General features: G+C 69.6%; 21 protein-coding genes and 1 pseudogene. 13 read left to right on the top strand and 9 right to left on the bottom strand.

Annotation, left to right across the window (positions count from 1 at the left end; all coding sequences use genetic code 11):
• Positions 1–3 precede the first annotated feature (3 nt).
• Entirely contained in the window at positions 4–981 is a 978-nt protein-coding gene (locus KF708C_RS30330) for a LysR family transcriptional regulator (RefSeq protein ID WP_020203865.1), read from the bottom strand.
• Between the two features lie 485 nt (positions 982–1,466).
• Between KF708C_RS30330 and KF708C_RS30325 the strand changes: the two genes are divergently transcribed.
• Together KF708C_RS30325 and KF708C_RS36805 are read left to right on the top strand one after the other, a co-directional pair.
• On the top strand, positions 1,467–2,459 hold the full coding sequence (locus KF708C_RS30325; protein WP_020203864.1) for a Bug family tripartite tricarboxylate transporter substrate binding protein: 993 nt from the start codon (positions 1,467–1,469) through the stop codon (positions 2,457–2,459).
• Between the two features lie 119 nt (positions 2,460–2,578).
• Positions 2,579–2,783: pseudogene (locus KF708C_RS36805) on the top strand (response regulator transcription factor); the annotation flags it as partial.
• Between the two features lie 822 nt (positions 2,784–3,605).
• Here KF708C_RS36805 and KF708C_RS30320 read toward each other — a convergent pair.
• Positions 3,606–4,301, bottom strand: coding sequence for a GntR family transcriptional regulator (locus tag KF708C_RS30320; protein ID WP_020205312.1), 696 nt, complete (start codon positions 4,299–4,301; stop codon positions 3,606–3,608).
• A gap of 273 nt (positions 4,302–4,574) precedes the next feature.
• Between KF708C_RS30320 and araD the strand changes: the two genes are divergently transcribed.
• From araD to KF708C_RS36970, 4 genes are all read left to right on the top strand, one after another.
• The gene (araD, locus tag KF708C_RS30315; RefSeq protein WP_020205313.1) at positions 4,575–6,314 is read left to right on the top strand and encodes an L-arabinonate dehydratase; all 1,740 of its coding nucleotides are present in this window, start codon (positions 4,575–4,577) and stop codon (positions 6,312–6,314) included.
• Positions 6,314–7,051, top strand: a complete 738-nt coding sequence (locus tag KF708C_RS30310; protein ID WP_020205314.1) for a ribonuclease activity regulator RraA — start codon at positions 6,314–6,316, stop codon at positions 7,049–7,051. Before araD ends, KF708C_RS30310 begins: the two co-directional genes overlap by 1 nt.
• Positions 7,052–7,146: 95 nt before the next feature.
• Positions 7,147–8,085 (top strand): 2-hydroxyacid dehydrogenase, encoded by a 939-nt coding sequence (locus KF708C_RS30305; RefSeq protein ID WP_059415307.1) that lies wholly within the window; start codon positions 7,147–7,149, stop codon positions 8,083–8,085.
• Between the two features lie 126 nt (positions 8,086–8,211).
• Entirely contained in the window at positions 8,212–8,346 is a 135-nt protein-coding gene (locus tag KF708C_RS36970; RefSeq protein ID WP_020205316.1) for a hypothetical protein, read from the top strand.
• A 29-nt stretch (positions 8,347–8,375) separates the two neighbouring features.
• On the opposite strand, the gene KF708C_RS30300 is transcribed toward KF708C_RS36970, so the two are convergent.
• Positions 8,376–9,059, bottom strand: a complete 684-nt coding sequence (locus tag KF708C_RS30300; protein WP_020205317.1) for a GntR family transcriptional regulator — start codon at positions 9,057–9,059, stop codon at positions 8,376–8,378.
• A 204-nt stretch (positions 9,060–9,263) separates the two neighbouring features.
• Between KF708C_RS30300 and KF708C_RS30295 the strand changes: the two genes are divergently transcribed.
• From KF708C_RS30295 to KF708C_RS30285, 3 genes are all read left to right on the top strand, one after another.
• The gene (locus tag KF708C_RS30295) at positions 9,264–10,688 is read left to right on the top strand and encodes an amidase (protein WP_059415422.1); all 1,425 of its coding nucleotides are present in this window, start codon (positions 9,264–9,266) and stop codon (positions 10,686–10,688) included.
• A 40-nt stretch (positions 10,689–10,728) separates the two neighbouring features.
• The gene (locus KF708C_RS30290; protein ID WP_020205319.1) at positions 10,729–11,730 is read left to right on the top strand and encodes a tripartite tricarboxylate transporter substrate-binding protein; all 1,002 of its coding nucleotides are present in this window, start codon (positions 10,729–10,731) and stop codon (positions 11,728–11,730) included.
• 103 nt (positions 11,731–11,833) lie between these two features.
• Positions 11,834–13,420 (top strand): Na+/H+ antiporter, encoded by a 1,587-nt coding sequence (locus tag KF708C_RS30285; protein WP_059415302.1) that lies wholly within the window; start codon positions 11,834–11,836, stop codon positions 13,418–13,420.
• Positions 13,421–13,437: 17 nt separating this feature from the next.
• On the opposite strand, the gene KF708C_RS30280 is transcribed toward KF708C_RS30285, so the two are convergent.
• Entirely contained in the window at positions 13,438–13,947 is a 510-nt protein-coding gene (locus tag KF708C_RS30280; RefSeq protein WP_043367104.1) for a helix-turn-helix transcriptional regulator, read from the bottom strand.
• Between the two features lie 535 nt (positions 13,948–14,482).
• Between KF708C_RS30280 and KF708C_RS30275 the strand changes: the two genes are divergently transcribed.
• Positions 14,483–15,013, top strand: coding sequence for a Fur family transcriptional regulator (locus tag KF708C_RS30275; protein ID WP_020205322.1), 531 nt, complete (start codon positions 14,483–14,485; stop codon positions 15,011–15,013).
• A gap of 9 nt (positions 15,014–15,022) precedes the next feature.
• Here the strand turns inward: KF708C_RS30275 and KF708C_RS30270 are convergent, their stop codons facing one another.
• From KF708C_RS30270 to KF708C_RS30250, 5 genes are read right to left on the bottom strand one after another with little or no spacing between them, the layout of a single operon-like run.
• Positions 15,023–15,484 (bottom strand): hypothetical protein, encoded by a 462-nt coding sequence (locus KF708C_RS30270; protein WP_059415295.1) that lies wholly within the window; start codon positions 15,482–15,484, stop codon positions 15,023–15,025.
• Positions 15,485–15,507: 23 nt separating this feature from the next.
• Entirely contained in the window at positions 15,508–16,347 is an 840-nt protein-coding gene (locus tag KF708C_RS30265) for an FAD:protein FMN transferase (RefSeq protein ID WP_059415292.1), read from the bottom strand.
• A 7-nt stretch (positions 16,348–16,354) separates the two neighbouring features.
• Complete coding sequence (locus tag KF708C_RS30260) at positions 16,355–16,915, bottom strand: FMN-binding protein (protein ID WP_029044107.1); 561 nt, start codon at positions 16,913–16,915, stop codon at positions 16,355–16,357.
• A gap of 46 nt (positions 16,916–16,961) precedes the next feature.
• The gene (locus KF708C_RS30255; RefSeq protein ID WP_020423913.1) at positions 16,962–18,371 is read right to left on the bottom strand and encodes a porin; all 1,410 of its coding nucleotides are present in this window, start codon (positions 18,369–18,371) and stop codon (positions 16,962–16,964) included.
• A 36-nt stretch (positions 18,372–18,407) separates the two neighbouring features.
• Positions 18,408–19,778, bottom strand: a complete 1,371-nt coding sequence (locus tag KF708C_RS30250) for a cytochrome-c peroxidase (protein WP_156174024.1) — start codon at positions 19,776–19,778, stop codon at positions 18,408–18,410.
• Between the two features lie 819 nt (positions 19,779–20,597).
• On the opposite strand from KF708C_RS30250, the gene KF708C_RS30245 reads away from it, so the two are divergent.
• From KF708C_RS30245 to KF708C_RS30235, 3 genes are all read left to right on the top strand, one after another.
• Positions 20,598–21,110 (top strand): sigma-70 family RNA polymerase sigma factor, encoded by a 513-nt coding sequence (locus KF708C_RS30245; RefSeq protein ID WP_020205328.1) that lies wholly within the window; start codon positions 20,598–20,600, stop codon positions 21,108–21,110.
• Positions 21,111–21,116: 6 nt separating this feature from the next.
• Positions 21,117–22,097, top strand: a complete 981-nt coding sequence (locus KF708C_RS30240) for a FecR domain-containing protein (RefSeq protein ID WP_029044108.1) — start codon at positions 21,117–21,119, stop codon at positions 22,095–22,097.
• Positions 22,098–22,241: 144 nt separating this feature from the next.
• Positions 22,242–24,785 carry a TonB-dependent siderophore receptor gene (locus KF708C_RS30235; protein WP_156174023.1) on the top strand — a complete coding sequence of 848 codons (2,544 nt, stop codon included), beginning with the start codon at positions 22,242–22,244 and terminating at the stop codon, positions 24,783–24,785.
• The last annotated feature ends 11 nt before the right edge of the window (positions 24,786–24,796 follow it).

The following is a 24,796-nucleotide window of genomic DNA, read 5'->3' as shown; positions in this document are numbered from 1 at the left end:
CGGCTAGGCCGGCTTCGCGGCGCCCTTGCGGGGGCGCCGCGCCGCGGCCGCCTCGATCATCGCCACGCCGTCGGGCAGCGGATGCTGCCTGATGGTGTCGAGGATGACGTCGAGCATGCGCTGGGAACTCGGCGACAGCGAGCGCAGCCGCCGCGTGATCAGGCAGATCTCGCGCGACAGCACCGGCCCGCGCAGCTCGCGGAACGACAGCTCGTTGAAACCCGCCACCCTGGCCGCCAGCGCCGGCACGATCGAGAAGCTGCCGCCTTCGCTGAGCACCGCGAACAGCGAGGTCGTGCTCGAGATCTCGTCGTGGCTGCCCTGGAACACTGGCCACTGCCCGGCGTTGTGCGCCAGGAACGTGCCGATGCCGGTGTCCGCCGTGAATGCGACGAAATCCTTCGACTTCAGGTCGGCCCACCGCAGCGGCCCCGTGCCCGACGCCAGCGCATAGTCCGCGCGGCACACCACGCCGAACCGGTCTTCCAGCAGCGGCGTGTAGTCCAGGTCGTCGAAACCCTTGTGCTTGCTGGTGATGGCGAAATCGAGCTCGCCGTCGATCACCAGTTGCTCGACCTGCTCCGCGCCGGCGTCGCGCAGCGAGAAGGTGACGTTCGGGTATTCCCGCCGGAACGTGGCGATCGACTTGACCAGGAACTGATAGATGACCGAGGCCGCCGCCGCGATGCGGATGTGGCCCTGCTGGCCCTGCGCGAACGACTGCAGGTCGGCGATGGCGCTGTCGAACTCCTTGAGGATCTTGTCGGCCTCGTCCTTGAAGCGCATGGCTTCCTGGGTCATGACCACGCGCCGCGTGTTGCGGTCGAACAGCTTCAGGCCGACCGCCTCCTCGAACTGCTGGATGGTGGCGGTCAGCGCCGACTGCGTGACGAACAGGCGCGCGGAGGCCGTGGTGAAGGACCCGGCATTGGCCACCTCGACGAAACAGCGCAGGTGCCGCAGGGAGATATTTCTGCTCATGGGGAACGGGAGAATGGGACGCCGCGGCGCGGTCGCCATGCCCGGGCGCGGGGAATGCGCTGCCGGGGATGCGACACCGGGAATCCGGCGAGGGATGCGGCCGATGTTATATCGCCGAAAACGAACAATCAACAAAAACCAATCACCCGTGCCGAATGCCTTGCGGCCCCTGGCCGCAAGCCGCGGCGGCGCCCGCGCAGGGTGCCCGACTTATCGCTGGTCGTGATTAGTTCATCGTAAGTTTTCAGTAGTGCTCATTAGTCAAACTCCCTAGAATCGACCTGACTGATGAGGCAATGCCTGTGCCGGACGCCCTTTCCCAGGCAGCCGGCACGGTGCTTGCACGCAGATGATGTTCCAGAAAAAGAGAACGACCGTCCGCCTTTGCGGGCAGGTTGTCTCACTATGCTCCAGCACTTCTTTCCAGTTCCCAACCCCACTCCGGTCCTGATGAACGGCCCGGATCGCATCATGGAGAGAGAGTCATGTTTGGAAAGATTGCCCCCGTGCTACTGGCGCTGGCATCCGCAGGTTGTTTCGCGAACGCCGCTGCCGCGGCGGAGGCGCCCTCCGACTATCCCGGCAAGCAGCCGGTGAGAATCATCGTCCCCTATCCGGCCGGCGGCTCCACCGACCTGCTGGCCCGCGTGCTGGGCCAGAAGGTCGGCGAGCAGATCGGCCAGACCGTGGTGGTCGAGAACCGCCCCGGCGCCAGCGGCAACATCGGCGCGAGCTACGTCGCCAAGTCGCCGGCCGACGGCTACACGCTGTTCCTCGGCACCTCCACGGCGCTCGCGGTGAACCCGAGCCTGTACAAGACCCTGCCCTACTCGCCCGACAAGGACTTCTCCCCGATCATCCTCGCCACGCTGCTGCCGAGCCTGGTGGTGGTCGGCAACTCGGTGCCGGTCAAGACGATGAAGGAGCTGCCGGCGTACCTCAAGAGCAATGCGTCGCAGGTTGCCTATGCCTCTTCCGGCAACGGCACGCCGGCGCACCTGGGCGGCGAGCTGTACAAGAAGACCGTGGGCCTGCCGACGCTGTCGCATGTGCCGTACAAGGGCGGCGTGCCGGCGCTGACCGACCTCGTGGGTGGACAGACCACGGTGATGTTCGCCATCCTGCCGGAAGCCTATCCGCTGGTGAAGGAAGGCAAGCTGCGCGCGCTCGCCGTGACCACGGCAAGCCGCCTGCCCCAGTTGCCGAACCTGCCCACGGTGGCTGAGTCCGGCGCGCCCGGCTACGAGCTGGTGGGCTGGTACGGCTTCCTGGCGCCGGCCGGCACGCCCGCGCCCATCATCGCCAAGCTGAACCACGCCTTCGATCACGCCCTCAAGGACGAAGAGGTCAAGGCCAAGCTGGTCGGCATGGGCTTCGAGATGGCCGGCGGCCCGCCCGAGGTGCTGGCCAACAAGATGCGCAGCGAAACCGCCAAATGGCGCAAGGTCATCAACGACTCGCACATCACGCTCGACTGAGTGCGGCAAGGCCCGGCGGCGGCGCGGTCCGCCGCGCGCCGTTCCTTTGCCAATCTACAGGCGGCACGCGGTGGCCCAACCCCGGGCCGGCGCGCCCCACGTTGGTGCTGCATGCCGTGCTCACGCCGCGCGAGCGCGACATCATGGGGCTGATCGCGCAAGGCCGCGACAACGCGGCGGGTCGCCGCGTACCTGGGGTTGCGCGAAAAGACCGTGAGGAATCACATTACGAGTGTTTTTGCCAGGCTTGCGCTGGAGAACTGGCTGCAGGCTATTGTGCTGGCGCGCACGGTGGGATTTCGGGATTTTTTGGGTAGATTTTGATTCAGGGTTTTAAAGTTAAAGGCTTAACTTCGGCTTCAAAGTCAACTTCAACTTCAACTTCAACTTCAAAAGCTTAAAGTCAAAGGCTTTCGCGCCCCCGGCGCGACTTACTTTCTTTTATCCGAAAAGAAAGTAAGCCAAGAAAGCGGACTGCCTGGCCGGCAGGGGCAGAGCCGAACAGAGTTGCTGAGGTTGGTGGTTTCGTGGTGGGGGTGGTGGTTCTGCTGGGATTCTGCCGGTACCGGTTTTGGTGGCCACTATCTTGCGGATGGTGTTGGATTCGTGGTGGCGCTGCATGATGGCGGTGGCCCAGGCCCTTCAAGCTGCTGCCGCGACCGGGGCGGATGCACACGGCATAGGGACGGTACTGGTTTCGTGGTGGGCACGGTGGCCCCAATGCAAGAGTACCCACTGACACCCGCGCCCCGGTCCACCACGCCCACCACGAAACCATGAGGGTGCTATGTCGGGGTGGCCAAAACCGGTAACGGCAGATGCCCAAACCAGCAGTGCGCCTGCCATCATAGGTCTGACCCCGAAACCCATACCGCCAGCCAGATCGTGGCCGCTCGCACCGGTAACGGCAGGATGCCAGCAGAACCACAGGCCCCACCACGAAACCACCAACAACAAGAAACCCCAACGTTTCTGCCCCTGCCGGCCAGGCAGCCCGCTTTCTTTGCCTACTTTCTTTTCGGGGAAAAGAAAGTAGGTCGCTCCGGGGGAGCGAAAGCCTTTGACTTTGATTTTGACGTTCAGCCTTTGAATTTGACTTTGAAGTTAAAGCCTTTGACTTTGACACTTCAAATCCCAAAACTCCCTCTACTCCAAATAATCCCCATACCTCCCCCGTATCTCCTCAAGATTAGCAAGCGTACCCGACAGATGCCGCCGCAGGCTGGCCTGCGCCTCGTCCACGTCGCCGCGCGCGATGGCATCGACGATGGCGGCATGGTCCGCCACCACGGCGCCGGCCTTGCCGGGAATCGGCAGGTGCAGGCGCCGCAGGCGGTCCAGGTGGCCGCTCTGGCGGCGCACCAGCAGCCACAGGTCTGGCACCTGCGCGGCGTCGTACATCTGGCGGTGGAAGGCCAGGTCGAGCTGGGCGAATTCGGCGAAGTCCGGGGCGGGCAGCAGCGCCTGCTGGCGCGCCACCATCTGGCGCAGGCGCTCGGCCAGCGCGGCGTCCGGCGCCCCGGCCAGCGTGCGCACGATCTCCACCTCGACCGAGCGGCGCAGGAAATGCGCCTGCCGGGCCAGCGCGATGCTGATCGGGCTGACCACGGTGGCGTGCTGCGGGAAGATGTCGACCAGCCCTTCCTCGCTCAGGCGCATCAGCGCGTCGCGCACCGGCGTCTGGCTGATGCCGTACCGCGCGGCCAGGTCGGTGCGCGAGAGCACCGTGCCGGGCGTGAGCGCCATCGAGATGATCTGCTCGCGCATGTGCTCGAACACCTGCGGCGCGGCATGGCGCGTGCGGTCGAACTGGAACTGGATGTGCGCGGCGGTGGCTTCCATCGGGCGGCGGTCTTTGTCGGGGGGCACGCGGCGGTATGCGTATCCGGAATATCAGGTTTGGCAAAAGGCGGGGGCGCAGCGCCACGCGCTGTGGTGCACTTACGCTTGGCTGCGCGTGGCGCAGCCGCGGCGAGGCCCGCTGCCCCGCATTCTAGAGCAAACGCCCTTGGTTTGACACACTAATATATTAGTGCTCTAATTGGCCGCCATCCTATCAGATGTCATACCTCTGCTGCCGGCGGAGGCCCACGACGAACATCCCAGGAAGAGACAATGACGTCCCGAAAGAAGACGCCCGAGACATTGCGCAGCGCGCGCTGGTTCGCGCCCGACGACCTGCGCTCCTCCGGCCACCGCTCGCGCATCATGCAGATGGGCTACGCGCCCGAGGAATGGCTGGACCGCCCGGTCATCGCCATCATCAACACGTGGTCCGACATCAATCCGTGCCACTCGCACTTCAAGCAGCGCGTGGACGACGTCAAGCGCGGCGTGCTGCAGGCCGGCGGCTTCCCGATCGAGCTGCCCGCCATCTCGCTGTCCGAGAGCGCGGTCAAGCCGACCACCATGCTGTACCGGAACATGCTGGCGATGGAGGCCGAGGAGCTGATCCGCTCCCACCCGGTCGACGGCGCCGTGCTGATGGGCGGCTGCGACAAGACCACGCCGGGCCTGCTGATGGGCGCCTCCAGCGCCGGCGTGCCGGCCATCTACGTGCCGGCCGGGCCGATGCTGCGCGGCAACTACAAGGGCAACGTGCTGGGCTCGGGCTCGGATGCGTGGAAGTACTGGGACGAGCGCCGCGCCGGCAACATCAGCCAGGCCGAGTGGACCGGCATCGAGGGCGGCATCGCGCGCAGCCACGGCACCTGCATGACGATGGGCACGGCCAGCACCATGACGGCGATCGCGGAGACCATCGGCATGACGCTGCCGGGCGCCTCGTCGATTCCCGCCGCCGACGCCAACCATATCCGCATGTGCTCGGAGTCGGGCCGGCGCATCGTCGACATGGTGTGGGAGGACCTGACCCCGGCGCGCATCCAGACGCGCGCCGCGTTCGAGAACGCCATCGCCGTGGCGATGGCGATGGGCTGCTCCACCAACGCCATCATCCACGTGATCGCGATGGCGCGCCGCGCCGGCTGCGAGATCGGCCTGGAAGACTTCGACGCGGCCAGCCGCCGCGTGCCGGTGATCGCCAACATCCGGCCCAGCGGCGACAAGTACCTGATGGAGGATTTCTTCTACGCCGGCGGCCTGCCCGCGCTGATGAACCGCATCCGCGACAAGCTCCAGCTCGACGCGCTCACCGTCACCGGCCGCACGCTGGGCGAGAACATCGCCGGCGCCGAGGTCTACAACGACGACGTGATCCGCACTCCGGACAACGCGCTCTACCAGGAAGGCGCGCTGGCCGTGCTCAAGGGCAACATCGCGCCGGACGGCTGCGTGATCAAGCCGAGCGCCTGCGAGCGCCGTTTCTTCAAGCACACCGGCCCGGCGCTGGTGTTCGACGACTATCCGTCGATGAAGGCCGCGGTGGAGGACGAGAGCCTCGACGTCACCGCCGACCATATCCTGATCCTGCGCAACGCCGGCCCGCAGGGCGGCCCCGGCATGCCCGAGTGGGGCATGCTGCCGATCCCCAAGAAGCTGGTCAAGCAGGGCGTGCGCGACATGCTGCGCATGTCGGACGCGCGCATGAGCGGCACCAGCTACGGCGCCTGCATCCTGCACGTGTCGCCGGAATCGTATATCGGCGGCCCGCTCGCGCTGGTGCGCACCGGCGACCTGATCTCGGTGGACATCGACCGCCGCAGCATCCACCTCGAAGTCTCCGACGAAGAACTGGCGCGCCGCCGCGCCGCCTGGACGGCGCCGCCGCCGCGCTTCGGGCGCGGTTACGGCTGGATGTTCTCCAAGCACATCCGCCAGGCCAACGACGGCTGCGACTTCGACTTCCTGCAAACCGATTTCGGCGCGCCCAGCGGCGAGCCCAGCATCTACTGATGACCGCCATGACCGAAACCAGCCAGTTCAGCCCGCGCACGCGCGACCAGCTCAAGACCGTCAGCACCGCCACGCTGTGCACCGCACTGTTCAAGCGCGGCCTGCGCAACCAGTTCCTCCAGGACGTGCATCCGCTCAACCCGGCGCACGGCAACATGGTCGGCGAGGCCTTCACGCTGCGCTACATCCCCGCGCGCGAAGACCTCAACCCGATCACGGTGTTCCAGGACCCCGACCATCCGCAGCGCCAGGCCGTGGAGCAATGCCCGCCGGGCGCGGTGCTGGTGATCGACAGCCGCAAGGACGCGCGCGCGGCCTCGGCCGGCTCGATCCTGGTCACGCGCCTGATGCGCCGCGGCGTGGCCGGCGTGGTGACGGACGGCGGCCTGCGCGACGCGCCCGAGATCGCGCGGCTCGCCATCCCCGCCTACCACCAGCGCCCGTCCGCGCCGACCAACCTGACGCTGCACCAGGCCATCGAGATCAACGGCCCGATCGGCTGCGGCGACGTGGCCGTGTTCCCCGGCGACGTGATGGTCGGCGATGGCGAGGGCGTGGTCGTGATCCCGCGCCACCTGGCCGAGGAGATCGCCGCCGAGGCGGTGGAAATGACCGCGTTCGAGGATTTCGTCACCGAGGAAGTCAACAAGGGCCGCTCCATCATCGGCCTCTATCCGCCGACGCAGGAACAGAGCCGGCTGGATTTCGCCGCCTGGCGCGAGAAGAACGGCCGCTAGGCCGGGACCAGGCAGAGCACTGCCGCCAAGACACAAGACGGAGCCACCGCGGCTCCGCCCACCCCAACCCGACCGACCACAAGGGACCTCTTCTCATGAAACACCGCCTTCTCCAGCACGGCCGCCTGCCGGCCGCGCTCGAAGCCAGCCTGGCCGAGCACTACGACGTCCACCCGCTGTGGGCCGAGACCGACCCCGCCGCCTTCCTGGCCGCGCGCGGCGGCGAGTTCGTGGCGCTGACCACGCGCGCCGCCAACGGCGTGGACGCCGCCATGATGGACGCCATGCCGGCGCTCAAGGTCATCTCCAGCTTCGGCGTGGGCCTGGACAAGATCGACCTCGACGCCGCGCGCGCGCGCGGCATCGCCGTGGGCTACACGCCCGACGTGCTCAACGACTGCGTGGCCGACACCGCGTTCGGCCTGCTGATGGACGTGGCGCGCGGCTTCAGCGCGGCCGACCGCTTCGTGCGCCGCGGCGAATGGCCCAGCGGCGCGTTCCCGCTGAGCACGCGCGTGAGCGGCAAGCGCATGGGCATCATCGGCATGGGCCGCATCGGCCGCGTGATCGCGCGGCGCGGGCTGGGCTTCGACATGGACGTGCGCTACCACAGCCGCCGCCCGGTGGCCGACCTGACCTACCGCCACGAGCCGTCGCTGGCGGCGCTGGCCGAGTGGGCCGACTTCCTCGTCATCGCCACCGCCGGCGGGCCGGAAACCCGCCACCTGGTCTCGGCCAGCGTGCTCGAGGCGCTCGGGCCGCGCGGCTTCCTGATCAACATCGCGCGCGGCACGGTGGTGGACGAGGCCGCGCTGGTGGACGCGCTGGCGCACAAGCGCATCGCCGGCGCCGGGCTCGACGTGTTCGAGCACGAGCCGCAGGTGCCGCCCGCGCTGTTCGCGCTGGACAACGTGGTGCTGCTGCCGCATATCGCCAGCGCCACCAACGAGACCCGCCAGGCGATGGCCGACCTGGTGTTCGAGAACCTGCAGAGCTTCTTCGCCACCGGCGCGGTCAAGCGCGAGGCGACCTGACGCCCGGCGCGAGGCGCGAGGCGCGGCGGCGGCGGCCCCCTACCACCGTGTGGTAGCGCCCCGCCCGCGCCTTTGCGCATACTTCACGCTCGACGCAAGAACAGAACCGACAACAAAGGGTCGAGCATGGAAGTCATCACGTTTGCCGCGTATCTCCTGGTCTTTCTGCTCGCGCTGCTGCTCGGCGCGCGCAGCGTGAGCCGGCATCACCCGGCCCTGCGCCAGGATGCCGCGCCGTCGCTGAAGCGCCGGCAGTCCTGACGCCGGACGCCCGAAACCGGCTTTTCCCTTCAGGCCTGCGCCACGTCCGCGCCGGCCTGCGCCATCACCCTGAGGCGCGCCATCGAACTGCGGATGTGCTGCCGCGCCACCTGCTCCGCCCGGTCGCCGTCGGCGCTCTCGATGGCCGCCACGATCTGCTCGTGCTCGTCGATGGCCGCCAGCGCGCGGTCGCGCGGGAACACGGTGCGCGGCGCGAACACCTGCGAGGTCATGTGGACGATCGGCACCTGCCGCGCCAGGTATTCGTTCGACGCCAGGCCGATGATGGTGGTGTGGAATTCCACGTTGGCCACCGTGTATGCCTCGGGCTGCCACGGCGCCAGGCTGCCGCGCTGGGCGCCGATGACGGCGCGCAGCGGCGGGCCCGCCAGCTTGCCGGCGCGCTCGGCGGCCAGCCGCGCCGCGAGGCCGTCGATGACTTCGCGCAGGGCGTAGGCGTCCATCAGTTGCCGGAAGTCCGCGCTGACCACGGTGACGCCGCGCGCGGTCTCGGCGCTGACCAGCCCTTCGCGCTCCAGCATGCGCAGCGCCTCGCGCAGCGGCGTGCGGCTGATCTTCAGGTCCTCGGAGATCTCCACCTGGCGCAGCGCCTTGCCCGGCGGATAGACGCCGCGGTAGATGCGCTGGCGCAGCACCTGCGCCACCTCTTCCACCAGGCGCAAGCGCCCCTGCCATTCGAACGTTTCTGCCATTTGCCTCTCTGAGCGCCGCGGCGCAGTGGAAGTGCGGATTTTGTCGGCGCAGTTTACAAGCGCATGACACACGTCTACTATAGCCGCAAAGAATGGATTCTGGATCCAGAAACCAATGGTGCGGGCGCCCCGGCGCGGCCGTGCCGTGGCGGCGCCTCCGATCCGCTCCGAGACGTTTTCTGGAGAAGCTCGCCAATGAGCGATATGAGCGATGCGCTTTGCTTCCTGTCCGCCACCGAACTCCAGGGCCGCATCGCGCGCCGGGAGGTCTCGCCGGTGGCACTCATGCGGGCGGTGCTGGAGCGCGCCGCGCGCCTGCAGCCCGAGCTGAACTGCTTCATCACGCTGTGCGCCGAGCAGGCCCTGGACGCGGCCCGCGCGGCCGAGCAGGCCGTCATGGACGGCAAGCCGCTGGGACTGCTGCACGGCATCCCGTTTACCGCCAAGGATCTGGTCAACACGCAGGGCGTGCGCACCACCTTCGGCGCGGCGCCCTACCGCGACAACATCCCCGGCACCGACGCCGTCGCCGTGGCGCGCCTGCGCGCGCAGGGCGCCATCCTGATCGGCAAGACCACCACGCCCGAGTTCGGCTCCAAGTGCCTGACCGATTCGCCGCTGTTCGGCCGCACGCGCAACGCCTGGAGCGCCGCGCGCACCAGCGGCGGCTCCAGCGGCGGCGCGGCGGTGGCGGTGGCCAGCGGCATCGCCCCGCTGGCGGTGGCCACCGACGGCGGCGGCTCCACGCGCATCCCGGCCGCGTGCAACGGCGTGGTCGGCATCAAGCAGAGCAACGGCGTGATCCCGCACAGCCAGGCGCAGGACCTGTTCGGCAACCAGACCTACGTCACGCCGACCACGCGCACGGTGGCCGACACCGGCCTGATGATGCAGGTCATGGCCGGCGAGCACGCGTGCGACCCGTGGTCCATCGGCGTGCCCAAACCCGATTACGTCGAGGCGGCGCAGGCGCGCGGCGACCTGCGCGGCAAGCGCATCCTCCATTGCCTGGCGCCGCCGGGGCGGCCCGTGGCGGCCGAGGTGGCGCGCGCGTTCGAAGCCAGCCTGGCGCGGCTGGCCGGCCTGGGCGCGGAGCTCGAGCCGTTCTCCGGCGAAGGCTTCGACGTGGAGCCGATCTGGCGCGCGATCAACCACACGGTCTGGCGCGCGCGCTTCGCCGCCATCGCCGCCGAGCACGGCGAGCAGCTCAGCGCCACCTTCCTGCGGCAGGTGGCCTCGGCCGCGCAGGTCAGCGGCGTCGAATACCAGCAGGCCATGTTCGACCGCTCGGCGCTGTTCCAGCGCGTGCAGGCGCTGCTCGCGCGCGCGGATTTCCTCGCCATGCCCACGCTCACGCGCACCGCGCTGCCGCTCGGGCAGGACCTGTTCGGCACCATCGACATCGACGGCCAGCACTACGAGAACGTGCGCGCGCACTGGTTCCCGTGGACCATGCCGTTCAACATGACCGGCCACCCCGCCATCAGCCTGAACAGCGGCTTTGCCGCCGACGGCCTGCCGGTCGGCTTCCAGCTGGTCGGGCAGTTCCGCGGCGACGCGGCGCTGCTGCGCGCCGCCGCGCTGTTCGAGTCCGCGCACGGCCTGCTGGGCCGGTGGCCGCAAGCCTGACGACTTCCCCCCCCCCGAACGACCTGACCCCGCCCGCGCCATGATCCAAGCCTCCCGCCGCAAACTCACGCTCCACCTCCTGGCGCTGCCGGCCTGCGCCGCCGCCGTGCTCGCCCTGCCCCGGCCGGCGCACGCCGCGGACGGCGGCGAGCCGATGCGCATCGTCGTCGGCTACGCGCCCGGCGGCGCGGCCGACAGCCTGGCGCGGCTCTATGCCGAGCAACTGCGCCAGGACGGGCAAGGCACGGTGATCGTGGAAAACCGCCCGGGCGCCTCGGCGCGGCTGGCGCTGGACTACGTCAAGCGCGCGAAGCCCGACGGCAAGACCGTCTTCATCGGGCCGTCGCCGCTGTTCACCATCTTCCCGCTCACGTACAGGAAGCTCGGCTACGACGCCGACAAGGACCTCGTGCCCGCCGCCGTGCTGACCGACGTGCCGACCGTGGTGGCCGCCGGCGCGCAGCAGCCGTACAAGAACATGAAGGAATACGTGGAGTGGGCGCGCCGCAATCCGGCCGGCGCCAGCCTGGGCCTGGCCACCATCGGCAGCGCCGGCCACCTCGGCACCGTGGCGCTGGGCAAGTCGGCCGGCGTCGCCATCACGCCGGCGGCCTACCGCGGCGCCTCGCCGATGCTGGTGGACGTGATCAGCGGCAACGTTTCGATCGGCTGGGACGCGGTGGCCAGCATGATGACGCTGTACAAGGCCGGCAAGCTCCAGTTCCTGGGCGTGAGCGGCACGCACCGCGCCAAGGCGCTGCCCGAGGTGCCCACGCTCAAGGAGCAGGGCTTCGGCCAGTACGAGTACGCCACCAGCTGGTACGGCGCCTTCCTGCCGGCCGGCACGCCGCCGGACGTGGTGGCCAGGGTGGAGAAGATGTTCATCGCCGCCTCGGGCAACGCCGCCACCGCCGCCAAGCTCGAAGCGCTGGGGCTGGAAGTCGCGCCGAAGCCGGGGCAGGACGCGCGCCACCGCATCCAGGTCGAGCGCGCCGCGTGGAAGCCGATCGTGGAGGCCACCGGCTTCGTCGCCGAGGACTGAGCCGGCGGGCGGCGGGCGGTTCCTGCGGGCGCGGCCGGCATCGCGCGGGCCGGCGCCTGTAGTATTGCAGGCTGGCGCAGCCACCTTGCGAGGAACCCCCATCGTGTCCACGGCATCGGCGTTCGAGTTCATCCTGGTACTGGTCGGCGTCATCATCGGGCTGGAGCTGCTGGCCCGGCGCCTGCACCTGCCGCCCGCGGCGGCGCTGCTGGCCGGCGGCATGGCGATCGCCTTCCTGCCGGGCGTGCCGCAGCTGGAGTTCGACCCCGAGCTCATCCTCATCATCTTCCTGCCCCCGCTGCTGCTCGACGGCGCCTACTTCACGGTGTGGGAAGACTTCAGACGCAACCTGGGCGGCATCCTGTGGCTGGCCATCGGCGCGGTGGCCTTCACCACGCTGGCGGTGGGCGTGGTCACGCACTGGCTGCTGCCGGCGCTGCCGTGGGCGGCCTGCTTCGCGCTCGGCGCGGTGGTGTCGCCGCCCGACGCGGTGGCGGCCAAGGCCGTGCTGGAGCGCGTGAGCCTGCCGCGCCGGCTGATGGCGCTGCTCGAAGGCGAGAGCCTGCTCAACGACGCCGCCGGGCTGGTGCTGTTCCGCTTCGCCATCGCCGCGGCGCTGACCGGCGCCTTCAGCCTGTGGCAGGCCTCGGCCTCGTTCGCCGTGCTCGGGCTGGGCGGCGTGGTGGTGGGCGGCTTCATCGGCGCGGTGATGGTCACGCTGCAGCGCACGCTGGGGGTGGACCACCTCGTGATCGCCGCCTCGCTGCTGTCGCCGTGGCTGAGCTACACGGTCGGCGAATCGATGCACGTGTCCGGCGTGATCTCCACCGTGACCTGCGGCCTGATCATGGGCTGGCGCCAGCACGAGGTGCTGTCCGCGCGCATCCGCGCCAAGGGCACGGCGTTCTGGCAGGTGATGGTGTTCCTGCTGGAGGCGCTGGTGTTCATCCTGATGGGGCTGTCGCTGCGCGGCGTGCTGGCGCGCCTGGGCGGCGCGGCGCATGCGTTCGACACGCTGGCGCTGCCGGTGGCGGCGGTGGTCGCCGCGGTGGTGGTGTCGCGCTTCGTGTGGATCTTCGCCACCGGCTGGCTGCGCGCCGCCTGCGCGCGGCTAGCCGGGCGCGCCGCGCGGCCGCATTCGGCGGCCGGCTCGGCCGTGCTGTCCTGGGCCGGCATGCGCGGCGTGGTGACGCTGGCGATCGCCTTGTCGGTGCCGGAATCGATCCCGGGCCGCGACCTGATCCTGGCGGCGGCCTTCGCGGTAATCCTGGTGACGGTGCTGCTGCAGGGCTCCACGCTCGGCCTGCTGATCCGCGCGCTGCGCCTGGGCGACGCCGAGGAAACCAACCCGGCCCACCTCACCGAGTCGCAGGTGTGGGCGCACCTGGAGGCCGCCCAGTTCAAGGCGGTGGAAGCGCTGGCCTACGACGCCGGCGGCGCGCTGATCCACCCGCGCCTGCTGGAGCAATACCGCTACCGCGCCGACATCACCGCGCGCTACAGCGCCGACACGGCCTCGCGCGCCGGCGTGGCCGCCGAGCACTACCGCGTGGTGCTGGCCGCCATCGCCGCGGGGCGCGCGGAACTGCTGCGCCTGCATCGCCTGGGCCAGATCCACGACCACGTGCTGGAAGTGCTCGAGCGCGACTTGGACCTGCAGGAGATCGCCGCGGAGGACGCGCGCGGCTGACGCGCCGCGCGGCGCGCTCAGTTCCCGGAGGCGGGCGTGGGCGCCATCAGGTCCTCGAGGAAGTACGCGGCAAGCTGGTGGCGCCCTTCGAGCCGCGCCTTGGCGTAGACGTTGGCGGCATGCTGGCGCACCGTCTTGGCGCGGCTCTCGCGCAGCGCGGCGATCTCTTCCAGCGAAAGCCCCTTGACCAGCAGCAGGGCCACGTCCTTCTCGGCCGGGGTCAGCTTCCAGGCGTCGAACTGCTCCTGCATGTGATCGAGGAAATGCCGCGTGCTCTGCCGGGCGGCGGCGTCGCGCTCCATCATGGCGCGCTCGCCGGCCCGCACCGCGTTGCGCAGCTCGGCGAAATCGCGCGCCACCCGCTGCCGCTCGCGGATGAAGACCAGCAGGATCGCCACGAACGCGATGGTCGCGGCCGTCTCCGCCAGCAGGTGGTAGTGCACGCCGACGTTGCGGTAGATCTGGCTCAGATCCCATATCTGATAAGCGGGGAAGAAAGCGAGCAACAGCAAAAGCCTGGGTGACATGTAGTGAGATTCCTGGGACAAGCTCCTCGGCACCATCCGTGCGAGGTCCGACTGGGCTTTAAATGTAACTGATTCTCGTTAGTGGGAAAAGCCGGCCCGCCAGCGCGCCGCGCGGGCGCGGACCGCCGCCGCAGCCGCGCGGATGGCCGCTTCCGGCGGCACGGGACATTTGTCCCGCGGGCCTGCGGCACCGCCCGCGATGCCCGTGGCGGCGCGGCAAAGGGCCCGGACGGGCGGGGCATATGTCCCGCCTTTTCGCTCCCGGCCGCTGCGCGCATTGAGCTTGCGCATGATCCACATTAGCCTGCTCTGACTCCGTTCGCGGCCCTCGCCGGCCTGTCGGACGCTGCCTACCGGCCGGTCCCGCCGGCCATCCTCCGTGAGTCCGAGCTTCATGACTGGTGCATCCCGCCTCTGCCTTGCCATGCCTTCCCGACCAGCCCGGTGCGGCGCCATCGTCCGCGCCGCCGGGGCCGCGCCGTCGTCCGTGCCACCCTTCGCGGCGCGCTTCCTGTAGCGCGCCGCGCGGTTGCCGATGTCCACCAGAACCGATCGCCGCTTCGCTCCCCGGCCCGCCGCCGCGCGCCCCGGCGCGAAGGACGGCACGCCCGAAGCCGTGTGGGGAGAGCCCGGCCGCCAGGCCGCGCAGGCGCTCGCCGCGCGCGGCGTCGCGGTGTCGCCGGGCAGGGTCGCGGTGCTGCTGGTGCTCGGCGAGGCGCCGTCCCGCCACGTGACCGCGGACGGCCTGTGCCGGCTGATGATGGCATCGCCCTACCGGATGGCGCTCTCCACGTTCCGCGCGGCGCTCTACGAGCTCACCGAATGCGGGCTGCTCTGGCGCGTCTCGGTGCCCGGCGGCGACCATACCCTGTCTCACTACTACGAACTGGCGGACCAGCCGGTCCACGAGCATTTCTTCTGCACCGCCTGCGGCCGCTTCGAGGAGGTCTTCGACGCCACGCTGCTGGCGATGCAGGAAGCCCGCCTGGCAGCGCGCGGATTGCGCCCGGCGCTGGTGCGCAGCGCGCTGGTCGGCAGATGCGCGGCGTGCGTGAAGCAGGCGTAGCCGCCCGCCTCAGTCGTGGCCGGCGGCCTGCCGGCGCCCTCGCGCCAGGTGCAGCCAGAACAGCGCGCCGACGGCGAGGCCGCCGCCCCAGTGCAGCCATTCGGTCGCGCCGCGCAGCGCCTCGCCGTTGAAGTAGTACAGGCCGAAGCCGGTCGCCACCAGCAAGCCGACCACCGCCGCGAACAGCCCGCCGGCGAGGCGGTTCTGCCGCTGGATCCAGCACATGCGGATATGCGCCGACCAGACGATGCCAAGCAGGAAGGTGGCGTACATCGCCGCCGCGCCGTGCAGCTTCATGCTCCACGCCTGCCACGGCGCCAAGGTCTCCGGCTCGAGTTCGAGCCAGCGCGCCAGCAGCCACGCCAGGCCGGTGAGCAGCAGCAGCGCGAACGTGGCGTACAGGGCCAGGCGCCGGTGCGGGCCGAGGCGCGCGGCGCGGCGCCGGCGGGCGGGAACATGGGGCTGGTACATCGGACGAGGTCGGGTTGGATAGGCTAGTTGCCGGGGCTGCCGCCGCGGCCGTCGCGATAGAGCAGCGCGCGGGCGCCGTAGCGCGCCAGCAGCGGATGATCGGGCGCGCCGCACACCAATACCACCTTGGTCAGGACGTCGGCAAGCATGCACGAAGGCGCCAGCACGCTGGCGCCGGCGCCCGCCGGCAGCGCCGACGGCGCGCGCCGGTCTGCGATGCGCGGCGCCGCGGACAGGCCGAGGCCGCCCGCGCTGGAGCCGGCCAGCGCCGCGTTGTCCAGGTGCCAGCGCAACGCCACGCGCGCCGGCGCGCCCGGCTCGCGCAAGGCCACGGCGGCCGGCGCGCGGCCGGCGTGGCGCATGTCGCCGCCCGCGTTGACCAGCACGTCGTCGATGTCGAAGCCGAGCATGGCGCGGACCGCGCAATCCACCGCGTAGCCCTTGGCGATGCCGCCGAGATCGAGGCGCGCCGGCCGCAGCTTGCGCAGCATGGCGCCCTCGATCGCCCAGGCCGGGCCATGCGCGCCGCCGGACGCGCCATCGAGCGCGCAGTCGAACACGCAGTCGAAGGCCCCCTCGCTCTCGGCCTGCAGGCGGGCCGCGGCGGCGAGCACGGCCAGCGTGTGCGCATCCACCGCGAGCATCTCACCCGGCGCCGCCCGGTTGAAGCGGCCGATGTCGCTGCCGGCGGCATGGCGGTTCATCAGGCCGTGGATCCTGCCGACCTCGGCGAAGCCCGCGCGCACCGCCTGCGCCGCGGCGGGGCCGCTCGCCCGTATCTCCACCAGCGTGCCCAGCAGCGGGCGCGCGCGGCGGCACGGCGCGGCCGGCGTGGCCTGTGCGGTCTGCGTGGCAAGGCTCACGGCGCGGTCAGCCTTTCGCCAGCGCCATCTGCGCCATCACGGCAATGCGCCGGATGCCGTCGGTGATGTGCGTGCACGACAGCGTGGCGCCGCTGATGTTGTCGATGTCCTCGCCGACGCGCAGCTTCGCCTGCGCGGACTTGCCGGTGAACTGGCTGCGCCACGGCTTGTTGCGGACTTCGTAGCCGTGGCTCTCGCGGTAGGCCAGGATCTCCACGTCGCGGATCTCGCCGGCCGGGCTCAGTGCCACCGCGTAGTTGATCAGCTCGAACTTGCCGATCACCGCGTCGGCCACCACGTAGCCGAGCACGCTGGCGCCCTGGCGCGCCTGCCAGATGCGCCACGCGCCCGGGCGCGGCGGCCCGCCGGCGCGCTCCGCGAGCTGCCGGAGCTGCTCCGGATTGAGCGCCACCACGACCGGCGCGAACTCGGTCGCGTCGGCGAACATCAGCTTCTGGCTTTCGGCCACGCTCATGTAGTCGGCGGCATAGGCGCGGGTCGTGACGAGCCCGGCGGACGCCGCCGCCGCGGCACAGATCAAGACGCTGGGAACAGAGCGGTAGTGCATCGAAGCTTCCTCCGGCCGCGGCGCGCCGCGGCCGCATGTCATGACACTAGAAATAGATCCCCAGCCCGAGGTCGAAGCGGCTGAAGTCGCGGTTGACGCGGAAGCGCTGGTAATCGACCTTGAACACGACGTTCGGGTTCAGGTAGAAGTTCAGGCCCGCCGTCCAGACCGTATCGTAAGGCTTGGGGAACACCGCGCCGCTGGCCGTGACCGGCTGCGACGGCACCGCCGGGAAGCCCGGCGCCAGGCCCTCGTAGCGCGCGCCCATGTTGTACCGCTCGAAGCGCGCGAACGGCACCGCGCGATAGCTGCCATGCTGCCACACGCTGTAGGCGGCCTGCAGGTACCAGCCGTAGAACGAGGCCGGCATCGGGTTGGCGGTGCCCGGGAACTGCGCGTTGACCTTGGCGGTGTTGCTGATGTAGCCCTGCGCGTAGAGCGCCGACAGGTCCCACTTGCCCGGCGTCCAGCGCGCGTGGGTTTCCCACAGGGTCGAGCGCTGGCTGCCCGCGCCCGCGGCCGGATTGGCGTTGCCGGTGAAGACCGAGCCGCCCAGCAGCAGCCCCGGCACGCCGCGGTAGTTCAGCGACAGGTACTGCGAGGCGTTCTTGGCGTTGGCCAGCGACATTTCCTGGTGGGTGGCCTGGAACGGCGCCGAGCCGTTGTTCTGCAGCTCCAGCGCCGAGCCGTACAGCGGCGTCTCGGGCGTGAAGTTCCACTTGGACAGGTCCAGGCCGGTGGTCAGGCCCACGTTCCAGTCCAGCCCGATGTCGGTGTTGCCGTGCAGCGCGAAGCCGCCCTCGCGCCACGTGCTGGGAATGATCAGGGTCTCGATGAAGTTGCGGTAGACGCCGTAGTAGGCGGTGGGCTCGTGGTGCTCGTTGATGAGGCCGACCGGCATCAGGAACACGCCGGCGGTCACGCCCACCTTGTCGGTGAACATGTGGTCGACGTAGAACTGCTCCACCTCGAACTCGCCGGCATCGGACGACGAGGCGATGGCGTGCTCCACCTCGAACTCGGAGGCGAAGCGCGTCTTGTCGTCGAAGCGGTAGCCGAAGCCGAACACCGCGCGCCCGAGGTCGGCGCGCGTGTCGTTGGTGTTGCGGCTGGGCCGCGAATAGCCGATTTCGCCGTAGCCGAACAGGCTCAGGTTGTCCAGCGGCGAAGGCTTGGCCGCCGCCTGCTGCAGGGTTTCCTGCGACGCCTGCAGCTGCGCGACCTGCGCGGTCTGGTCGGCCTGCTGGCGGGCCTGCGCCTGCTGCTGCGTGGCCATCGCGGTGTTCTGCTCCTTCATGGCCCTGAGCTCGGCCTTGAGCGCATCGAGCTGGCCGGCCATGTCGTCGATCTTCTTCTCCAGCTGCTGCACCACCGCCGGACTGGCGCTCGGCGGCGCGGCAAGCGCAGGTGTCCCCGCCACGGCGAGCGCCGCCGCGGCAATCATGGTCCTCTTCATTGCATTTCCTCCCTGTTTTTCCTGGCTCGTTCCGGGCTATTTCCTGTTCTTGGCGACAGTGGCTACGGTGACGGTGTTGGTGACGGCGGCGGGCGCGGCCGCGCCGCCGGCGCGCGTGGCGGCCACGCTGGCCGCGGTGGACTGGCACTGCGCGGGCGGCTGGTAGGCGGACGGATTGGCCGCGTCAAAGCCGTCGGTCAGCGTGCACAGGAAGCGCACCAGGTCGGCGATCTCGCCGTCGCTCAGGTTCGGCGCCAGCGAGGGAATGTAGGGAACCTCGGACACGTTGACGTTGCCGGCATAGGCGACCGGCAGGTCGTTGTAGAGGATGTCGGGCGTGCCGTCGGCCTTGCGGTACCAGCGCGCGGGATCGGTGTCGCGCGTGATGTACCACGCCACCGCTTCTTCCAGCGTGTCGAACACGCCGTTGTGGAAATACGGCGCGGTCAGCGCGATGTTGCGCAGCGTCGGCACCTTGAAGGCCCCGCACAAGCTGGTGCGGCCGGCGAACTCCGCGCGCAGCGGCCCGCACAGGCCCAGGTCGTAATAGTCGTGGCCGGGATCGCCGAGCGCCGCGCCGTTCCGCGGCACGTAGCCGAGCGTGTTGCCGTCGACGTTGGCCGCGATCTTCCAGTTGCGCGGGATGCCGACGTTGTCGTAGGTGAAGTCGGTGAACAGCGCCGGCGTGGTGGCGGTCGGCGTGGACACGTGGCAGGCCGTGCAATTGCCCTTGGCCGGGTTGTTGAACAGCGCCAGCCCGTTGAGCTCCTGCGGCGTGAGCTGGGCCGTGCCGTTCAGGTAGGCGTCGTACTTGCTGGAGAAGCGGTGGAACGACGGATCTTCCTTCTGGTACTGCGCCAGCGCCTGGCCGATGTTGTGCAGGGCCGTGGTCGCGTCCGTCACCGAACTCTCGCCGAATACCGCCTTGAAATCGCTGATGTAGGGCCGCGTCAGCAGCCGCGCCAGCACCTCGTCCGCCGAGGCGTTGGCCATCTCGAACGGCGTGATGAACGGCTGCTCTGCCTGGTCGGCGATCGACGCCGCGCGCCCGTCGCGGAAGAAGCCGCCCACCGGCGTGCCGTCGGGCTGGAAGCTGAAGGCCGGCGTGAACTGCATGTAGGTCAGCGAAGGCGCGTTGCGCAGGCCCGGCAGGTCCATGTTCGGGCCGCCCAGCGGCACCGCGAGGCCGTCGTCGGCGGCGTAGCCCCGGCTTTCCACGTGGCACGTCGCGCACGACTGTCGGCCCGAGGCCGACAGCGCGGTGTCGGAGAAGATCTTTTCCCCGACCCGCGCCATCACCGACAGCGAACCGGCAACCGGCGCCGTGGCGGCGCTGTTGCCGGACGAGCCGTCGTCGCCGCCTCCGCCGCAGCCCGCCAGCCACATGCCAAGCAGGACCGCGGCCAACAGGCCGCGCCGCCCTCCCCTCCGATGACGCCGCTCAGGGCCCTCTTTGATAGTCATTGTCTTGTGGCGTGCGAGACGCTGCCGAGATGGATGGATCGTTCGGTATGAAATTTACGAATCAGAATGATTCGTGTTTAGCGGATTATAGAAGCGGACTTTCGGGAATGAACAGGGGGGTCCCCACATATATCTGAGGCGCTCAGGTAAATGTGTTGTGGCGGCGCGTCACCCGGTACCGTGCCGATTAATTTCGCGGCCCTTGTCTTGAATCAATCTGGCCTGACTTCAAATGCCTCTTCTTAATAACAAAGAAACTTGTGCGTCGTCCTGCCGGTTCTACCAGCATCCCGTAATCCCTTTGCTCAAGCCAGTCTTCGTTGATTCCCTGCCGCTCCCGCGTATCCCGCGGGAGGTTTCTCCGTCATTTTTCTTATCGCCAACAGGTGTTTTCCCGGATCAAGACATCCGCAATGCCGAGCGGCATCGGATTACTCTGGTCCGGCCTTAATTTTTCCTTAATGGAGGATGATTTATCATTTAGCTTGCGTGTATTGACCTTGGTCAAAAGATGCGCTGAAAAATACGCCGGTTATTATCTTTATTCAGGCGGAAGTGAATTTACAGGCTCACGACTGATCGCCCGCCCCACCCGCCCGGCTTGCCTCGCTTGCGGCGGTCGCCGCGCCCCGGCGATGTTGCGGCAATCCCCGACACGCGCGTCCGCGCAACCGCCCGGTCTCCGGCTTTGATATAATGAGAATCGTTCTCATTTTTTGGCCATGACCGGTGCTGCGCACCGTATGATCGGGAAGGACTGCCATGCCGGCCGCGGAATCCGCACCACAGCGCGAATTGCTTGCGCTCTACACCGACCATCACGGTTGGCTGTGCCGTTGGCTGCGCGGCAAGCTCGGCTGCACGCATCGCGCGGCCGACCTCGCCCACGACACCTTCCTGCGCCTGCTGGCGCGCGAGGACACGCTCGGCATCGAGGAGCCGCGCGCGTTTCTCACCACCGTCGCGCAGCGCGTCCTGTCCAACCACCGCCGGCGCGAGCAGCTCGAGCACGCCTACCTCGATGCGCTCGCGCACATGCCGGAGCCGATGGCGGCCTCGCCCGAGGAGCGCGCCATGCTGCTGGAAACCCTGTTCGAGATCGACCGCCTGCTGTCGGGCCTGCCGACGGCGGTCAAGCGCGCGTTCCTGCTGTCGCAACTGGACGGCATGGAGCAGGCGGACATCGCCGCGCAGTTGCGCGTGTCCGTCACCACGGTCAAGCGCTATCTCGTGCGTGCCGCCACGCAGTGCTATTTCGCCGTCGCGCCGGAGTAAGCATTCATGAGCGCGCAAACAGTACCCGGCATCCCGCCCGAAGTGGCCGCGCGCGCGGTCGAATGGCTGCTCCTGCTGCAGGAAAAGGACACCTCGCCGGCCACGCGGCAGGCCTGGGAACGCTGGCGCGCGGCGCACCCGGACCACGCCCGCGCCTGGGCGCGCATCGAAGCGGTCAACGCGCAGTTGCGGCAGTTCGCCTCGCCCGGGGCCGCCGCCGTCGCGCGCGCGGCGCTGCTGCCGCCGCGCTCGGCCGGCCGCCGCCAGGCGGTCAAGACGCTGGCCCTGCTGCTGTTCGCCGGCGGCATCGCCTGGACCGCGGAAGAACGCGCGCCCTGGCGCGAGTGGCTGGCCGACGAGCGCACCGCGGTCGGCGAGCGGCGCAGCCTCATGCTGGCCGACGGCACCGTGGTGTCGCTCAACACGGACAGCGCCATCGACGTGCGCTTTACCGCCGCCGAGCGCCGGGTGCGGCTGGTCGGCGGCGAGATCATGATCGTGACCGGCAAGGACGGCGCCGCGCCGCGGCCCTTCGTGGTGGAAACCGAGCAGGGCGAGCTGCGGCCGCTCGGCACGCGCTTCACCGCGCGGCGCCTGCCGGACGCAAGCCAGGTCGGCGTGTTCGAAGGCGCGGTCGACGTGCGCCCGCGCGACGGCCACGGACTGGCGCGCACGCTGCGCGCCGGCGAGCAGGCCCGCTTCACGCGCACCGCCATCGGCGACATCGGCGCGGCCAGCGAGACGGACGCGGCCTGGGTCGACGACATGCTGGTCGCGACCCGGATGCGCCTCGACGGGTTCCTCGCCGAAGTCAGCCGCCACCGCCCGGGCCGCCTGCGCTGCGATCCGGCGATCGCCGCGCTGCAGGTGTCCGGCACCTTCCCGCTGGCCGATACCGACCGCATCCTCGATGCGCTGCGGACCACGCTGCCGGTGCAGATCCACTTCCTGACCCGCTACTGGGTGACAGTGCAGCCGGCCGGCTAGTCCGCCGCCGGCCGCGGCCAGCCGGCACGCACGCACGAAAGCCGCCTGCGATTTTTTTTGCGCCCGAGGTGGTCTGTTTCCGATTCTCGCGGGACATAAGAGATAAGCGCACCACATCTCCGAACCTCCTCCGAGTCACCGATCATGGAACATCACCGCATCGCCGCACGCGCCCTCCGCGCCAACGAGGGCTCTCCAGCCACGCCGCACGGCCCCGCCCCGCGCCGGCTGCCCACCGCGCGCCGCCCGCTGGTGGCGGCGCTGGGCCATGCCGTGGCGGCGCTGGGGCTGGGCGTGGCGGCCCTCGCGCCCGGCGCCGCCACCGCCGCCGACGCGCCCGCGTCGCAGCCTTCGCCGGCCAGGGCCTATGACATCCCGGCCGGCCCGCTGGAAGGCGCGCTCAACCGCTTCGGCCGCGAAGCCGGCATCCTGCTGTCGTTCCCGCCGGAGATCGCCGCCGGCCTGCAAAGCAAGGGGCTGCGCGGGCAATACGGCGTGCCGGAAGCGCTGGGCGCGCTGCTCCAGGGCACCGGCCTGGCCGCGGTGGCGCAGGGCTACGGCGGCTACGCGCTGGTCCGGCGCGTCGAGCCGGCCGCCGCCGTGCCGCCGCTGGCGCCGGGCGAGGCGGCGCTGCCGCCCGTGGTGGTGCAGGCCAACGCCGCGCGCGAGGAAAGCTACCGCCCGCCGCCCAACGCGGTCGTCACGCGCTCGGACACGCCGCTGCTCGACATCCCGCAGGTGGTCAACATCGTGCCGGCGCAGGTGCTGCGCGACCAGCGCCCGCGCAACCTCGACGACGCGCTCGGCAACATCAGCGGCATCACCCAGGGCAACACGCTGGCCGGCACCCAGGACACCATCCTCAAGCGCGGCTTCGGCGGCAACCGAGACGGCTCGGTGATGCACAACGGCATGCCGCTGATCCAGGGCCGCGGGCTCAACGCGGCGGCCGACAACGTGGAGGTGCTCAAGGGCCCGTCCTCGTTGCTGTACGGCATCATGGACCCCGGCGGCGTCATCGACATCGTCAGCAAGCGGCCCATGCTGCAGCAGTACAACGCCATCTCCGTGCTCGGCACCACCTACGGCCACGGCAAGAACGGCGCCGGCGGCACGCTCGACACCACCGGCCCGATCGGCACTTCCGGCCTGGCCTACCGCCTCGTGGTGGACCAGGTGGACGAGCAGTACTGGCGCAACTTCGGCGAGCACCGCGAGACGCTGGTGGCACCGTCGCTGGCCTGGTACGGCAAGGACACGCAGGTGGTGCTGTCCTACGAATACCGCAAGTTCCTCTATCCGTTCGACCGCGGCACCGCGCTCGACCCGCGCACCAACGAGCCGCTGGCGATTCCCAGCCGGCGCCGCCTGGACGAGCCCGTCAACAGCATGGACGGCCAGTCCCACCTGGTCCAGCTGGTGGCGGACCACCAGTTCAACGCCGACTGGAAAGGACACTTCGGCTACAGCTACAACCGCGAGACCTACGACGCGGGCCAGCTGCGCGTGGCCGGCGTCAACACCACCACCGGCATCCTCACGCGCAGCAACGACGCCACCCACGGCGCGCTGAGCACCGACAGCTACGCCATCGGCTACCTCGACGGCCGCTTCCAGGTGGCCGGCATGCGCAACGACCTGCAGGTCGGCGTGGACAGCGAATACCGCCGCATCTACCGCGCCGACCTGCTGCGCCAGGCCACCACGTCGAAGTTCAGCTACCTCAACCCCGTCTACGGGCTGGAGCCGGCGTCGAGCACCGTGTCGCCCAGCGACAGCGACCAGACCGACACCCTGCACGACACCTCGGTGTTCCTGCAGGACAGCCTGCACCTGACCGACAAGTGGATCCTGGTCGGCGGCGTGCGCTTCCTGTCGTACAGCCAGGTGGCCGGGCGCGGGCGGCCGTTCGTGACCAACACCGACCTCGACGGCAACAAGTGGCTGCCGCGCGCGGGCCTGGTCTACAAGTGGTCCGAGGCGGTCTCGCTGTACGGCAGCTACACGCAGTCGCTCAAGCCGACCTCCACCATCGCGCCGCTGAGCACGGGCGTGGTGATCGATTCCTCGGTGCTGCCGGAAGAAGCGAAATCGTGGGAGCTCGGCACCAAGCTGGATTTCACCGGCGGGCTGACCGCCAACCTCGCGTTCTTCAACATCGACAAGAAGAACGTGCTGGTGTCCCAGTACAACGACGCCACCAAGCTGACCGACTGGCGCACCTCCGGCCGGGCGCGCTCGCGCGGCATCGAGCTGGACGTGGCGGGCCAGATCGGCAACCGCTGGAGCGTGATCGGCAGCTATGCGTTCATCGACGCCAAGACCACCGAGGACCCGCTCTACGCCGGCATGCGGCTGTGGAACGTGGCGCAGCAGACCGGCTCGCTGGCGGCGGTCTACGACTTCGGCCAGATCTTCGGCGCCGACCGGCTGCGCCTGGGCGCGGCCGGGCGCTACGTGGGCCGGCGCCCGGGCGACTCGGCCAACAGCTTCGCGCTGCCCGCCTACGTGGTGGCGGATGCCTTCGCCACCTACGAGACCAAGGTCGGCGCCACGCAGAAGCTGCGCTTCCAGCTCAACGTCAAGAACCTGTTCAACCGCACCTACTACCCGTCCAGCGCCAACCGCTACTTCGTGGCGATCGGCGACGCGCGCCAGGTTTCCCTGCTGACCACGCTGGAATTCTGAGGAACGAGGAA

Origin of the sequence: Cupriavidus basilensis (genome assembly GCF_000876015.1) — a bacterium.
Taxonomy (GTDB): domain Bacteria; phylum Pseudomonadota; class Gammaproteobacteria; order Burkholderiales; family Burkholderiaceae; genus Cupriavidus; species Cupriavidus basilensis_B.
Note: the sequence above shows the minus strand (reverse complement) of the source record. Positions and strands in the feature narration are given on the sequence as shown.